At 67.2% G+C, this 15,086-nt stretch carries 10 protein-coding genes; 1 reads left to right on the forward strand and 9 read right to left on the reverse strand.

The window, feature by feature from the left end; translation table 11 throughout:
* Positions 1–590 precede the first annotated feature (590 nt).
* On the reverse strand, positions 591–1,205 hold the full coding sequence (locus D7X30_RS22440; protein WP_120564975.1) for a tyrosine-type recombinase/integrase: 615 nt from the start codon (positions 1,203–1,205) through the stop codon (positions 591–593).
* A gap of 258 nt (positions 1,206–1,463) precedes the next feature.
* Here D7X30_RS22440 and D7X30_RS22445 point away from each other — a divergent pair, with 258 nt between their 5' ends.
* Positions 1,464–2,093: a hypothetical protein gene (locus tag D7X30_RS22445; RefSeq protein ID WP_120564976.1), complete on the forward strand. Its 630-nt coding sequence runs from the start codon at positions 1,464–1,466 to the stop codon at positions 2,091–2,093.
* Positions 2,094–2,166: 73 nt separating this feature from the next.
* Here the strand turns inward: D7X30_RS22445 and D7X30_RS22450 are convergent, their stop codons facing one another.
* The 8 genes from D7X30_RS22450 to D7X30_RS22485 form a co-directional block, all read right to left on the reverse strand.
* Positions 2,167–4,380: a hypothetical protein gene (locus D7X30_RS22450; protein ID WP_120564977.1), complete on the reverse strand. Its 2,214-nt coding sequence runs from the start codon at positions 4,378–4,380 to the stop codon at positions 2,167–2,169.
* A complete protein-coding gene (locus D7X30_RS22455; protein ID WP_120564978.1) occupies positions 4,377–6,848 on the reverse strand; it encodes an AAA family ATPase in 2,472 nt (823 codons plus the stop codon). The genes D7X30_RS22450 and D7X30_RS22455 overlap by 4 nt, the downstream gene beginning before the upstream one ends.
* A gap of 6 nt (positions 6,849–6,854) precedes the next feature.
* A complete protein-coding gene (locus D7X30_RS22460; RefSeq protein WP_120564979.1) occupies positions 6,855–8,420 on the reverse strand; it encodes a hypothetical protein in 1,566 nt (521 codons plus the stop codon).
* Entirely contained in the window at positions 8,398–11,727 is a 3,330-nt protein-coding gene (locus D7X30_RS22465) for a DEAD/DEAH box helicase (RefSeq protein WP_120564980.1), read from the reverse strand. The genes D7X30_RS22460 and D7X30_RS22465 overlap by 23 nt, the downstream gene beginning before the upstream one ends.
* Positions 11,724–13,124 (reverse strand): serine/threonine protein kinase, encoded by a 1,401-nt coding sequence (locus tag D7X30_RS22470; RefSeq protein WP_120564981.1) that lies wholly within the window; start codon positions 13,122–13,124, stop codon positions 11,724–11,726. Before D7X30_RS22470 ends, D7X30_RS22465 begins: the two co-directional genes overlap by 4 nt.
* Positions 13,121–13,876: a protein phosphatase 2C domain-containing protein gene (locus tag D7X30_RS22475; RefSeq protein ID WP_120564982.1), complete on the reverse strand. Its 756-nt coding sequence runs from the start codon at positions 13,874–13,876 to the stop codon at positions 13,121–13,123. Before D7X30_RS22475 ends, D7X30_RS22470 begins: the two co-directional genes overlap by 4 nt.
* Entirely contained in the window at positions 13,860–14,522 is a 663-nt protein-coding gene (locus tag D7X30_RS22480; protein ID WP_120564983.1) for a VWA domain-containing protein, read from the reverse strand. Before D7X30_RS22480 ends, D7X30_RS22475 begins: the two co-directional genes overlap by 17 nt.
* A gap of 143 nt (positions 14,523–14,665) precedes the next feature.
* A complete protein-coding gene (locus tag D7X30_RS22485; RefSeq protein WP_120564984.1) occupies positions 14,666–14,992 on the reverse strand; it encodes a hypothetical protein in 327 nt (108 codons plus the stop codon).
* Positions 14,993–15,086 lie beyond the last annotated feature (94 nt).

Consider the following 15,086-nt stretch of genomic DNA (forward strand, 5'->3'; position numbering starts at 1 on the left):
TGTCCTCCTCGTGAGCCCCACGAGCCCCCGCGACGCCCTCGAAGTCCCAGCCCTCCGCCCCGCGCGCACCTGGGCGCGCGTGCCGTTACCAGGGCCGAGCCGAATGGCCGAAAACAGGTAAAGGCGGCCATTCGGCGTCACCGCCCCGACGCTGTTTCGCGCGCTTACGGGGCCTCGTGAGGGGGCGAAGCGCCGAGGCTCATGGCCGCTTTCCCCAGGTTGGCGCCACCTGCCGCATGTCACGCGGCCCAGCTCCTCCCCAGTCACCTTCACCGCCTGCCCCGGCCGGGCGCAACCATGCCTACCGGCGACGCCAGCACGCCTACCCCTGACGCCAGGGTGGGGGGTGGTGCGTTTTTTCGTGCGGACCGCGCCGCCGGGGCGTGGACCTGGGGCCCTTTTCGAGAGGGTCAGCTCCGAAAAAGTGAACACCCCTCCCCTGTTCAATTGCGCCCGGTAAGTGAACGCCTCGCGCTGTTCACTTTCGCCGGCTGCCTCTGGGGCGCCCGCGCAGGCTCCGCGCACAGCTACCGCTCACCGCCTCCGCGCGGCCCCCTCGCGGGCGCTCAGCGCGGAGGCTGCGTGCCCCATCAGCAAGGCAACTCTTGCGTCACGCGCACCAGCTCGTCGTCCGAGGAGTGCGTGTAGATGACGGTGGAGTCGATGCTGCGCTGGCGCGCGAAGCGCTGGGTGAGGCGGATGTCCTTCGTCCTCCGGTACACCCCGGTGCAGGCGGTGTGGCGGACAGAGTGGAAGTTCAGGTTCCGCTCCAAGCCCGCGCGCTGCTGCCACACGCCGAAACCGTGGCGCACCTGCCGCGTGGACAGGCGCAGACCCTTGCGGCTCAGGAAGAGCGGCGACTGGGGCCCCACGTCGTGCCCCTGCGAGCGCTTGAGGCGCAGCAGCTTCTCCAGCTTCGCGCGCACCGTGTCCGAGAGGACGACTTCCTGGGGGCCCGGGTGCCGGCGGCAGCCCTTGAAGATGCGCAGCGGCACATGCCGACGTGCGCGCCCACGCTCGTCGAAGATGTCGCCGATGTTGAGGGCCACCAGTTCGTGCTCACGCAGACCCGAGGCCAGCGCGAGGCTGTAGAGGCAGTGGTCTCGGAATCCATCTCGGTGTTGCCCCGTGACGCGCAGCAGGAGGTTCACCTCCTTCTCGGTGAGGGTACGCGGTGGGCGGGCGACAGCGGCATAGGCAGACATGGCGACTCCTTCGCGAAGGGAACGCGGCCATGCACGCTCTGTCGCCCTCACAAGACAAGTCATTAACCCCGCTGCGCATTCTTGAGCCGGGCCCCGCGTGGCCTGGGCGTTTCCAAGAGAGGAATCGCTGCGCCGCCGCCAGCACGCCGACCTTCGCGGCGCGCTCGTCGAGGAGGTCCGTCGGCTCGCGAAGGGCGCTCGCACGAGCCGGTGCCCGCAGTAGTCAGCGTCGAGTCCACACGGGCGAAGGTGGAACCGATGGTGCGCGGGCTCTTCGCGCGCGCCGAGCAGGACGTCGTGCTCGCGACGTTCGAGGAATCCGTCGTCTACGTTACGAGCGACACCATCGAGCCGATCATCCTAAATCACAGGTGGGATCGCTCCGCGTGGTACCTCGCGAACCTGTTCCTCCTCAGTGTCGGCGCGAAGCCGCTCGGCAAGAAGGCCGTGCGCATCGTCGAGATGAGCGAGGAGACGACCTGCTACGTCTCGCCGGAATACTTCGCCGAGGACGATCCGTTCGCCGACTTCATCGTCCACGAGGCCGCGCACATCTTCCACAACTGCAAGCGACGGACGATCGGGCTCCAAGAGACGAGCAGGAAGGAGTGGCTGCTCGACATCGAGTTCGGGCAGCGCGAGACGTTCGCCTACTCGTACGAGGCCTACGCCCGCATCTCGGCGAGCGCGAAGGGCCCCGCCGAGCGCCGGGCACTGGCGGTCGAGTACGGCTCGAAGCGGCGGATCTCGGAGGAACGCGTGGACCCGGCCAAGGTGGCGAACATCATCGCGGAGCGGCGAGCGCGCGGAACGGCTGGCAGGCGATCCTGGCGCAGTGCGCGCCGACCAGGAAGCCGCGCTCGGCGCTGCAACTCCCGCGCGAGATGATCGCCGCCCGGGACCGCGCCGGCCGCATGCGACGCGCTGCTGCGAATAGCTGCTTTTGCGTCAAAGCGGCTATTCACGCCGCCGAGGGCGTCAGCGCGTCATCACGCCCCTCGCCGCAAGACGGGCACGCGAAGTCGACCTCGGTCCCGTCAACCCACGGAATGGCCAGGACGTCGGCGCCCAGCGTCCGGTCGACCCAGCCGGACGCTCCAGCCCTTGCCGTCCAATCGGCCCCGCTCAGCCGCAGCACCGGGATCAACTTCGAGCACCTGCGGCATGCGATGGTGCCCCACGTCGTCGAGCAACCCGCGCAGGTGCAAGAGAAGTGCTGGCCCATCGGCTTGAAGTCGCGACGCGCGTCTGCCCGCCGGTTGCAGGTCGGGCACGTGAGCAGAGCGGCCACGGCCTCCACGGACCTCGACAAGTCCGCTGCGAACCTCTGGAGTGCGGCGAGCCTCTGCTCCGCTGCTGTGACCTCGCCGTTCAGCGCCTTCTTTCGCGCGTTGCTGTCGCCGGTTGCACCGCCAGCGCGATGAACTTCACGCAGGCGATGGGAGACAGCTTCCCGCTCAGCCTCGAGGCGTCGCAGATCAGCAGCGGCCTCGGTGACGAGGCGATCGGCGTGAAGCGACTCGTTGTCGAGGGGCGCTCGGAGCACGCGCATAGTATTGCCGGTCACATCGAACCACGGCTGCGTGCGCCCGACCTCCGACGGAACAGGGCGAGTGATCGTCGGCGGGTACGCAAAGAACGACGGCGTCGTCGTGCTCCAACGAAGCTGACGCGCGACCCGTTCCACGCTGCCGATGTCCCACGGAGACACGGGCAAGAAGCCGACCCGCCTTTGACCAGCGGAAGCGCTCTCATGCGACAGCGAGCGAAGACGCCGCGCGAGGTCAGCAGGCAGAAGGTCCAACGCGTCGGCGTTCGAGGGCGACGGGTAGAGGATGAGGGTGGTGATGCCTGTTACCGTCTGGGCATCGGCCTCGGCGAGTAGCGAGCGAAGCTGCTCTTCGTCGAGCGTCGTGAGCGAGCTGCACAGAGGAACGATGCGCAGCGTGTCGACGCCCACGCCATCCAGCGAGATTGCTCCGTCTTTCGAGGACCACGAAACACGTACGACGCATGAACCCCGACTCACCTCCATCCCGTTGGCATAGAGGGGGCTCTCAATCTCGCTCGGCTCGAAGCGAAGCTGCTCGAGCGCGCGAAGCGTGAGGAGGACCGCAAAGCTGTCAAAGGAGCGACAGACGCCTTGCATCTGGTCGAAGTACTCACGCGGACGAACAGCGTGTTCGAGACCGAGCCGCGCCCACTCGATCCAGAGTTCGGCGACGCGTCGGTAGTGGGCGTCGTCGCTCAAGATGTTGGTCATCGTGAGACTCGTGCCCACGGTCGCCCTGCGCGGGACCTCTCGGTACAACGCCGAGTCCTTCAGGCCTGCTATAGTGAAGAGCAGGTGCTTCAGGACGCCGAGGGTTCTCTCTGCATTGCGCTTCGCCTCGCCCGCGTCGAGCGCCTTGCCCCACAGCGTGTAGATGCGGTCTTGGCGCCAGTGCGAACCACCAGCCGCCGAGCCGTGATTGCCAGTGGCCTCCTCGAAAATTCGCAGCAAGCGCGAGACCTCGTGGACCCGGCGACGCAGGTGCGTGACGAGGTGGTCCACGAGACGAACCGCCACGCGGTTTTCGTAGATGTCGAACTGGTCCTCGCGAACGGTGGCGAGGATTCTCTTCGGGACGACGGAGCGGAGCGTTGGCCGCTCCCAGTCTTCAGTATGCGCGGCAAGGTAGTTCGCGGCCTGCGCCGGGAACCGCCGTGCGCGCGACACGGGCATGCGATCCACTTCGACGCGGAGGTGCGTACGTGGCCGCCTACAGACCTCCTCAAGGTGGCCAACGTTTTCTTTGATCCGCAGCTCGAACGGCTGAAGCTCCGCGCGGGCGGACATCCCCGGCACCAGCGGGGACACGTCGAGGAGGTCGAGCCAAGTCCCTCCGCGCTCGACCAGTTCGCTCAGGCTGTGCCCAACGGTGCGGATGCTCGCGACATCGAGCGGGTCGAGCATTTGAGTGCGCGGGAAGGTCCCTTCGATGCGCTCCGACGTGCGCAGCAGGTGCCATCGCCCGCCCGACTCAGGGACGAGGAACATCCCGTCGCGGGCTGGGAACGAGTTCACGAGCAAGTCCCCGGATGCGTCGTCGCGCACGACGTAGCGCCCGAGCAGCGCGGCCCCGCCACGCACCTCAGCAACACCGCCGAGCCGGTCGAGGAGCCGGATGGTCAAGCGGTTTCCTCGGCCCCAAGTCGACGCAGTTCGTCACGGACGATTGCCGTAGACGACAGCTTCGCGACGTCACTCTTCTCCAAGGCCGGCCACGCCTCGCTGATGCGCTCGTTGAGAGCGGTGAGATCTTCCGGCCGCGTGTCGTGACGGTCCCGTACCTTGCGAAGCAGCTTGGTGGCGAGGATGTGGTCCACGGCTTCGCCGACGGTTCCACCGGCCGCGACCACCACGGGGACGAAGTCGAGCATTTGCCGCTCGAGCCGGTTCCCCCATCCCACGCCGAAGCGGCGCCCGAGGATGTCGGCGAACGATTTATCGAGGAAGGCGTACGCGTCCTTGGCCTTCGCCGCGTGGACGGTTTGCGCCTTATCGAAGGCCGACCAGAGGGCGTCGAACGAGACCGGCGACCGAGCGGGCAATCGCTGCAGTGTGAACTGCGCGCGGTGGCGCGGGAGCTCCATCACATGGGCGCGGTCGTAGGTCTTGTCCGCGAAGTCCTTGGTCGTCTCGTCGTGATTCGCGGTGCCGACGAACCACACGTTCCGCGGGATCGCGAGCGTGCGTCCGTTGCGCATGTGAGCGGGCGCGGGCTCGACCGGCGCGGTCATCAAGTCGAGCTTCTGGAGATTGGGGGCCTGCTCCAGGGCGGAGAGCAGATCCGCGAAGTACTGCTCAGGGTGAGAGAGGTTCATCTCGTCGAGGACGACGATATTGACGAGGTCCTTGTAGCGCGGGCACTGCGCCCGGTAGAGCGCCTGGAGGAATTCTGATTCGTAGAAGCGCCGCTCGAAGGCATTGAAGTGACCGACGAGGTCCTGCCGGTCGCGCCACCCGGCCTGCACCTCGACGAGGGTCGAACCCGCGCCAAGGGCCCGTGCCACCGCGAGCGGAAGGCTCGTCTTTCCGGTTCCGCTAATGCCGTGAAGCAGGTGGAGCCGGCTCATCGCGAGCCCACCCAGGAAGCAGCGGATGTCGCGCAGCCCATAGAAGAGCACCTTGTCCTGGTTGTTCGGGTCGATCGCGATCCGGTGCTGGAGGTCCTCGCAGAAGGCCTTGAGGTCCGTGATGGCGTCGGTGACGGGCGTCTGGGTCTGCAGCGCGCTGTCGGTGTCCATCTGGCTGCACGCGGGGAACGGGCTGACGCCGTCGGCGCGGCGGATGCGCTCGTTGACGTCCTTGCGCAGCTCCTCGATGGCAGTGTGCAGGAGGTCGCGAGCACTCTCCAACGCCGCCTTCTGGTCGCGGAGCGTTTCGAGTTCGGTGACCGCGATCGAGGCCCTCGCCAGCGCCGTCCTCGCCGCGACACTCTCCTGCGTGAGCCGCGCCCGTTCCGTCTCCCAATCCTCCTGCGCTCGTTCGAGGGTAGCGAGTCGCTCGGTGACATCCTGGTTCGGGCGCTTGGCGAGTTGCGCCTTCAGGGAGGCGCGCTCCTTCGCGAGCGCGTCGAGTTCCTTCTTCACCTCCTCGAGCGGGCGGTTGCCTAGCGCGCGCTCTGCATCGTCGCGCAGACGCAGCTTTTCGTACAGTTCGTCCTGACCGGCCTGAGCGCTCTCGAGTCGGGCCTCAAGGTCCCTCTGCTTAGCCTTCGCGGCCTCGAGTTCGTGCGCAGCTCGCCGAGCGACGCGCTCGTCGAAGGCCTCGCGATCCTCGCGAAGAACATCCCTCTGGAGATCCACCTCGACAGCGCGCTTTTTCAGGTCCGCACGGTCCTTCGTGAGTTGCTCACGTTCGAGCCGGAGCCGTTCGGCGCTCTCTTTCTCCGCAACAGCGATCTTCGCCTCCTGGGTGGCGCGGGCATGCCTTTGCTCCTCGCGCCTGCGCTCTTCCTCCGCGCTGCGCTCCGCTTCCCACGCCGCGCGCTCCTTCGCGATCTGAGCGCGGGCCTTGGAAAGCTCCTCGCGCAACGTCGCGGCTTCCTCATCGAGTTGCCGCAAGGAGGCTCTGCGCTCGACGGCGAAGCCTGCCTCCGCGTTCAGCTCCCTGTCGCGGAGGCTATTCTCGCGTCCGTCGAGTTCCAGCCCTCGCGACCGGAGCCTCGCCTCCGCCTCTTTCACCCGCGACTGGTCCGCCTTGAGCGCGCGCTCCGCTTCCTCCAGCGCCGCCGCGCCCGTCTTCAGCCCTTCGTCACGGGTCAGCACGTCCTGCTCAAGCGCGGCGAGCTCCGTCTCGCGCTTGGCGAGGCGTTCGTCGCGTGCCCGGCACAGCGCCAAGGTCTCATCGACCTGCTTCGCGGCCGCGGCCAGGTCGAGAGTCGAGACGTCGGTAGAGGGAGGGGTGGCGAGGGCGATTTCCATATCCGCCTCCGTGGCTGCCGCGATGGCGGTTCCGTTGGTCGCCGTGATGATGGCGAGTGCGACCTCGGGCGTCATCGGAGCCGCAGCGACGATGGGCTGGACCGAGTTCGTGGGTGACGAATCCGGCGCCTTGGCCTGCTGGTGCTGCTGCCGATGCTTGTTCTTCTTGCTCATGTTCTGTCAGGTCCTCGCGGAGTCGAGCGGCTGCCCGAGGCCCGAAAGCAGCCCCACGGCGCGGTGAACGTCGGCGACGACTGGCAGCACCGACGGGAGTGATAGGCGCGCTGCGCCAGCGTGAACGGCACCGCCCGCCTTCGTGGCAACGTCGTCGAGAAGCTCGAGAAGACCCGGCTCCCTGGCCGCCGCGCGTCGTAGCGGGTGTCGAGCGTCATCGCGCGCCGCGAGCAACGCTGCGATGATGGCTCCACGCAGACGCCAGCCCCCATCGGGGTAGCACGCGGCCTTCACGTGGTTGGGCTTCACGCGGGCCAGTGCCTCCGGCAGCGGCACTCGAAATCCCATGGCCTTCGCAGACGCCTCGTAGACACCTTGACAGTAGACGTTGTCCTCGACCGGTCGACGATCGGTGTAGACGCGGCGCCAAGCTTGGCGCGGCGGGTGGCGATCGAAGATAGCCTTAAACGTACCTTCCAATGCACGTCGGGCGGCACCGAGGAGATCGCGCAGCTTGTGCTCGGGACACGCGGCGCCGAGGAGGTCGGCCTCGACGCGCGCGTACTCCAGCGCGACGAGGTCCTCGAACTGCGGGAGGTCGCGGGCGCTCACGGACAGCGCCTTCTCGACGTTGTTGGTCGCCATCGCGCGAACCTCGCCTGCCAGGCGCTGCTGTGCCTCGATCTGCAGGTCGAGCGATTGGCCGATCATGCCCTCAAGCACGGTACGCAGCCCGTTCGACGACCGCATCTCGCGCTCGAGCGCTCGCCGCAGCATCGGGCTTACGCCGAGCCCGAACGGATCACACGCGTGCCACTCTCCCCCGAGGTCGCCAGCCTCGGGCAGGTACATAAAGCTCGTAACGAACACAGGCGTCGGGCGGTCGTCGACGAGCGAAACGCGCTCGAGCGCGACGCTACCCGCATGCGCGAACGTGTCGTCGTCGTCTGCGATCTCGTAGGATGCAGAGCGGCGAAGCGCGGAGCGATGCCGGCGGGTCACCCGAACGATCTCGGAGGCGCCAGGGGTCGGGGGCAGCGCGAGGTCGCCAGGCAACACCATGAACGAGCGCTCCCGGCGCGGCTTCCCCTTCGAGCCGAGCACGAGGTCGGGGAAGCCGGTGTTCGGGTTCTGCTGGAGCTCGACGTAATCGAGCTTCTCGATGAAGCGCGGCCAGAGGTCGCCGGTCCACGGATCTTGGAACACATGGCCGGTGACCATCCGCCTCGCTTCGAGCGTCTCCTCCTCGATTAGATCGTAGCCCTTCTCGGTCGGGAGCCCGTTCGTCCCGAGCAGTCCACGCCGGTGCAGTTCGAGGGCGACAAGCTCCGCGAGGTCAGGATGAATGTGCAGTCGCGCCCCGATGCGGTCGACGGTAGTCACACCGGCGCGGCACATCCCGAGGACCGCTTTCTGCAGCACGTTGAGCTGGCGAGCACGCACCTCGGGCGCCACCACGCGATACATCAGCGCGGGCCAGAGCACGAAGCGTCGCTTGCTCCAGCGCATGTCCTTGGGCAAGCGGGGCCCGAAGTGGAGGACTGGAGCTTCACGCCGAAACAGCAAGGCCATGCTTTCCTCCACAGAGTTCACGGAAGGCCACGAGGCCACGAAGCGCCTTCTCGGACGCTTCGCCCCTCAACATCGCCGCGTCGCCGACCACGATGAGCAGCCGCTGCTGGCGGCTCATCGCGACGCACAGGCGGTTCTCAAGCATGAGGTGCCCGAACTTGCGTCGCAGGGACCTCTCATCGGTCACGGGCAGATCATTCGAACGGGTCATCGACAGGAAGACGACGTCGAACTCCTTGCCCTGGAATGCGTCCACCGTTCCGACGCGCAGTCGCTCGATGAGGCGCCCATCGGCGCTGCGCGTCTCGCGCCATGCGTCCTTGACGCGATAGGAGCCGTCGTCGAGCCGCTCAGACATCCCGCGCTTCTCCATCACCTCCAGCACCTCGTCGGCCTGCGCGGAGTAGAAAGAGATGACGCCGAAGCTGAGATCCCGACGTACGGTCGCGAGGCGCTCGACCTCCTTCGCGATCCACTCGGCTTCGGCGGTGCGTCGCTTGCTCTGGCCGCCGTGCTCTCGCCCACGCGAGAGCGGCATGTCCACCCATGCGGCGACACGGCCAGTGTAGCCGGGCAGGTCGTGAACGAACTCCTCGGCACGCCGGGGAGACGCGAACCCTTCGGCATAAGGGGCATAGAAGGTGTCGCTCACGAACGAGCCGAGGATGGGGTGCATTCGGTACTGCTGGTCCAGAGTGACGGTCCGCTTGATGCCGTCCTTCGCCTCGCGCTCCTTCATCGCCTGGAACAAGCGCTCGAAGAGGCTGCGCCGCAAGGCGGTCGTGGTCGCCTCGGTCACAGAGTGCTCGAGCTGGCTTTCGATGTCGGGCTCAAGGATGTGCGGGAGCTGCCGATGGTCTCCGACGAGGATGATTCGCCGCTCGGCACGCGACATCGGGATGAAGAGGTCGAGCGGGTTCGCGCGCGCGGCCTCGTCGACGATCACGTTGGCGAAGACTGTGTCCGCTCCCTTCGCTTGGCTCATCTGGAAGCCGACCGACTGCTGACACGTGGCCGCGAGGACGACGGTGTAGTCCCGCACCGCGTCGCGGACACCGTCGACGTCGTGTTCGAGGTCGTTGAGATACTCATAGAGCACGGCGTCTTCGCCGCCCGCCGACTCCCGTGCCTTGCTGTAGAGCGCGTCCACGATCTCCGGCAGGAGGCTCTCAAGGTCGCCATGGACCAACGGGGCGCCCACCGGATTATCCGCTGCCAGTTGGTCGACCAGCGCGTCCTGCAACGACTTTAGCGCGGCGAGGAACGGCGGCGTATTGTCCTCGGTCCACTCTGCGGCGTCGGTCAGCACGCGGTGCATGGCCTCGTCGAACAGGCCCATGTTCTTGAGTCGAATGAGCGCACGGCCCGCGTTCCGAGGCCCATCATCCCCGAAGGCCGCCGCCTCAATACGGAGCGCGCGAACGGCCTTCAGTGCGAGCGCGCGCTCGTCGTCGTCTGCGTCCGCAAGTTGCGCCGGGGACCGCGAGAGCTCTTGGCGCAGGACCTCGAGTCGGTCGTTGAGCGAGGGCGGGACGTAGCTGCGGCAAAGATCCTGAACGTCGCGAACCACGCGCAGCGATTCATCAGCGGTGAGCGGCGACGCGATGTATGCCGCAGCCATCGTGCGAACCTTGCGGAGCGCCTCGGTCACCGGGCGCTCGGGGGTCATCGCCAGGTCGGCGCGGACGGCGTCAGCCCTCTCGCGGCGCCATCGGTCGAAGCCGTCGCTCTGGTCAGTGGTCCCGCGCTTGCGCCCCACCTTAATCGCTGGCAGGCCGAACACGAGAGTCCGTGACGCTGCGTTCTCGACGGCGTCGTGTTGGTAGCTCGTGAGCAGGGTTTGGCCGGCGAGGTCGTCCTCTGAAAGTTCAGCGAGGCGCGCCTCCAGCGCCGCGATCGTCTTCGTCTTCCCGGTTCCCGGTGGCCCCTGAATTAGCGCAATGTCGGGCGTGTTTAACGCCACGCGCAGCGCCTCGATCTGCCGCGCGGTGGGCTCGCCACCGAACACCTCTCGTGCGGACTGAGAGAGCGCGTCCTCGATCTTGCGCCGACGCTCAGGAACAGCGCTGCCTTCGAGCAAGAGTCCGAGCTGGGGCATCGGGCACGCAGCCGAGGCGATGAGCGACTGCGCGTGCTCCCGGCGCTCAAGGCGCTTGCGGTCACCGCTCACGCTCAGGAACAGCACCCCGGACTCGGGCGGCTCGCGGTCGTCGCTGTCGAGCGGAGGCTGGAGGTCAATCGCGCGGCGATGAAGCTCCGCACCGGAGAACGCACCAACGAAGATCCGTGAGCGCGGCGCGCGTGACGCCGGCTCCTCAACCGCCGCTAAGGGCTCGTCGGTCGCCTGCTGCAGTTCGGGAGGCGGATTCTGCGCAGCCTCGAGATCGACGTCCTCGGAGTTTCGCAACACCTCAAGTGCGGTCTCGAGCTGCTTCGTATCCTCGACAAAGAAGCGCCATCGCCCGTCGCCCTGGAGCTGGCGCTTGCCGTAACGAAGCCAGCCCAGGGTACGCGCGCGCCGCAAGACGCTTTCCCGCTCCAGCTTGTTGTAATCGCGCCAAATGTTGAGATAGCTGCCGGCCTGTTCGACGAGCTGGTCGAGCTGGGTCCTCGCGGTACCGCGAAAGACACCGGCGATCGTCGCGTCGCAGAACCTGACGTGACCAAGGATGAGAACAACGGGGCGGCGCTCATCGGGCGACCTGCCGAGCTTCGCCTCCACGAGCCGAGTGATGAGGAGCTTGTCGTCGCGCCCCTTCGCAATATCAATCGCATAGCCACGCCCATGCAGCCGGAACGCGCCCCGCTGGTCGGTCTCCGGCGTCGGGCTGCCCGACAGGAACACACGGGTGCTGCCATCCGCAGCCAGCAACAGGAAACGGTCGCTGAGCCACTGCGTGACCTCGCTGGCCGAGACGCTACGCCCGAGCTTCTGGCGCACCTGTTCTACGATCTTGTCGTCGACGGCAATGTCGACGTGGTCGGGCCAATCGTAGCGCGCGGGGAACTCGTGGACCTGCAGCAGCACTGCTTCGCTCTTCTTGCCCAGCGGGCGAACGGAGGCGACCCACGCAACGCGCGGGAGGTTGCGGTCGCGAAGGCGCTGCAGCGCTTCCGATGCTCGCTGGTCGACGCCGACGACACTCCACGCGCTGGCGCCGACGCGCAGCAAGGCATCGCCGGTGACGTCAGAGAACTGGATGGTCGCCTCAGCGCGAGGCTCGATCGCCACGTCGAAGTCGGCCGCTGCGCTTGGTGCAACCTCGATGGTCGAGACCGCTCCCGAGACCAGGTCGTGGATGTTCATCGGGCCCCTCCCGGCCGAAATTCAAAGTTCACGACGCGATGCAGGCTGTCAGGCGCGCCGATGTGGAGCCGCCATGACGCGATGCCCGGCTCAAGCCGGATCTCCTTCACGCGGTCGGTCACCTCGGTGTCCCGACCACCGCTGGGGGATGAGAGTCGGTAGCGGCCACCATCGACGCTGCGGAGCGACAGCCGTGAGCCCGTGAGCAGCAGTTCGACGACGGGGCGAGCGCCAGCGGCACCGTCGCAACCATGCGTGAGGCGCTGCGTCACCGAGACTGTCTCGCCGTCGGTCAGCGCGAGGACCGCCGCGACGACAGCCTTCCGCCTATCGCCTGCGGGCTTCTGCAAGAGCTCACCACCCGGGCCGATGGTCGGGTCCCACAGGTTGAATGCCGCCGTCGCGAACGCGGGGCGAGGCTCATCACACCACGGGCACTGCTTCTCGTTGAGGTAGTAGGTCCCCTTGCACGAGGAGCAGACCAGCGTCGCGTCGGCGGCGCCGTGCAAGCACTCGGCCCACTCCGAAACACCAGGGCGCTTCGCTGCGTCTCGAAGGCCGAGGCCGAAAGCTCGCCCGGCGATGTCGATGAGTTTGCGTGACAGGACCCCGGAGCGTGGGATGCCGTAGGACGCGCTGTTGCTCTTGTCGGTTGGGTCGTCGATCCACGGGAGCTGACCGCTCAGCGCCTCCTCCTCGCGCTCGGGTGGGCCATCGTTGACCGTGTCGCCGATCAGCGGGTGGACGAGCGACAAGGTCTGGAACGTCAGAACGCTGAATGCGTGCGCGTCAGTGAGCGAGTTGACGCCGCTCGTGCAGCGTACAAGCTCGGGCGCGCCGTAGCCGGGTGTATAGACAGCGGGCACGCCCGCGACCGACGTGTAGTGGATGTTGTCCGCGTCGATGAAGCGAACCTCCGTCGCGTCGGGGCTCTCCGAGACGAAGATGTTGTGCGGCGACGGGTCGGAGTACACGAGCCCCTTGCCGTGGAGTCCTGCGAGCACGTCGGCGCTGCGCGCGAGGAGCTGAAGCCGGCGACGGAGCCCGCCGCCAGCGAGATACCACGCGGCGGGAGAGCCCGCGTCCTTGGGCACCGCGCCGAGCACCTTCAGCGGCTGCATCCCAGTGAGAAGCTCCATCACGTAGCCGAGCACCGGCTCGCGGAGCATCTCGATGGGGCGGGCGATCTCGAGGTCGGCGAGCGAGAGCCGCTTCACCTGCGTGAGTTGGTTTCGCAGCCGCTCGCGACGCGCGACTGAAGAGTCGAAGACGATCTTCGCGGCGAGCCTTCCGCCGTCGACCTCGTACACGGCCCCCTGGCCGCCGCGCCCCAACTGCCGGAGCAACGAGTAGCGCGCGCCGTTGATGTCAGTGACCTGGCGAGGAGCAGACGTCATGCGAGCACCGCCTCTCGCTGGGCGAGGACGACGAGTGTCTTGTCGTCGGTATGGTGAGGCGTGGGCCAGTCCTTCAACTCCCGCTGGAGGGCGCGCCACCGATTGCTGGGCGCCATGCCGGCGAAGTCGTCCATGAGCCACTGCACGAAGCCGTTCATACGTTCGGGGAGCAGGTCATCTGCGACCCCGTCGGTCGCGAGCACGACGACATCTCCGCCCGCGCGCGGGAAGCTGCGGCTCGCCCACGAGGCCGAGTGACCGAGGGCGTCAGTCTCGTTGGCGAAGCCGCTCGCGCGCGGGCCCACCACCCACTCCATCCCACGCTGCGTTCGGAGCAGCGCGAGGCCGTCGCCGATCGCCGCCACGTGGACCTGACCGTGGACGTGCGCGAGCGCGAACAGACACGTCGCCGCGCAGTCACGCGCTATCGATGGAGCAATGAGCGAACACCAGAGTGGCTCGATGCGGACGAGAAGTTCGTCCAAGCCGTGCGCGCCGGCCTTGTGCCACGCGCGCACCGCCTTGAGCACCGCTCGGCACGCCATCTGTGCGCCACGACGAGCCTCGCGCCGAGAACCCATCCCGTCGCTGACAACGACTAACGTTCCGAACGCGCCACGAGCACCGAGCCAACTGTCCTCATTACGCTTGCCTTCGGAGCGGTGGCGCGGTCCGACCGTGCTGGCGCCAAAGTAGTCGTCGGGTGGGCGTCTCGACACGTGGTCCTCAGTGCGCTCAGAAGTTGAAGTCATCGAGATCGGTCGGCTCCGCGGCGATCACGCTGTCGGGGTTCGCGCTCCGCGAGCGCTGCGTGACACTCATCGTCACCCACCGGAAGAACTGCTTGATCTGCCGCGCCTCGTGGGCCCGGTAGACGCGCGCATCGGGCGTCGCGAGGAACGCGGAGAGCATCGCCTCGTCGGCGTCGTCGCCGATACCCATCGCGAACCGAGCAGCCTTCGACGCACGCTCCGCCCCGAGGAGCCGCTTCAGTGGGGCCTGCCACTCGTCATTGGGCTGGCCATCCGAGACGAGGATGATCGTCGGGCGGTACGCGCGGCTCGGGATCTGCGCGCGGTCCTCGATCATCTCGGTCGCCGCGTCGAAGGCGGCGCCCATCGGCGTACCACCAGCCGCCGCCATGCGGGTCCACTGGACCTTCGAGGCGGGGGCAAGCGACTGGTGAACCTTCGCGCCGTCCTTTCCGAAAGTGACGACGGAGACGTGGATCTCCGCGCGGCTGTCATCCTCACCACCGAAGCTCTCCAGCATCTCCTGCACGGCATCGTTGAGCGCGTCGATTTTCCCGTTCGTGCTCATGCTGCCGCTGACATCGGCGAGCAGCAGCACAGGCAGCGGCCTCGCGCTCGCCGCAGTGAACTCCTTCAGTTTGCTCATGGCTTTGCCTCCGGTCTTCTTCGGTGCGGCCTTCGATGGCGCTCGGCGCGCTACCACCTTCTTGATCTCTCCTTGAACTCGCGACGTCCCGTTCCGGCGGCTGACGATGTCCTCGAGGTACTTGGCCCATCCCATCGCTCACCTCACCATCGAAAGCTGCGACGACGGCGCGTGCGCAGGCTCCTGAAGTCGCTGTTCCGGTACACCGTCATCACCGCGCCGCTGGCCATGCCGACCACCTGAGTGCCCTCGAACTCGCGCAGCTCGATGCCGTCGCGCCGGTACTTCTCGACCTCCCTGCGACCGATCGCGAAGCTCTGAGCGCCGCGGATCTCAACGCAGCGCCCGAACTCCAACGCGACCTCAAGGGCGGTGCGAGAGATCGAGCGCGTGATCATGAGCTCGTAGGCGTGCCTGGGGAGAGAGAAGCTGCCGAGCGTCGAGAGCAGTGCAGCGAGGGCAGGCGACATCGAACGGCTCCTTTCGGTTCTCGTCGCGTGATGCGGCGACCGTAGGCCGTAAAGCGAAGAACATGCCAAGCGGATGAGCCCCCATCACCAAGCG

This window comes from Corallococcus sp. AB011P (genome assembly GCF_003611605.1).
GTDB classification, from domain to species: domain Bacteria; phylum Myxococcota; class Myxococcia; order Myxococcales; family Myxococcaceae; genus Corallococcus; species Corallococcus coralloides.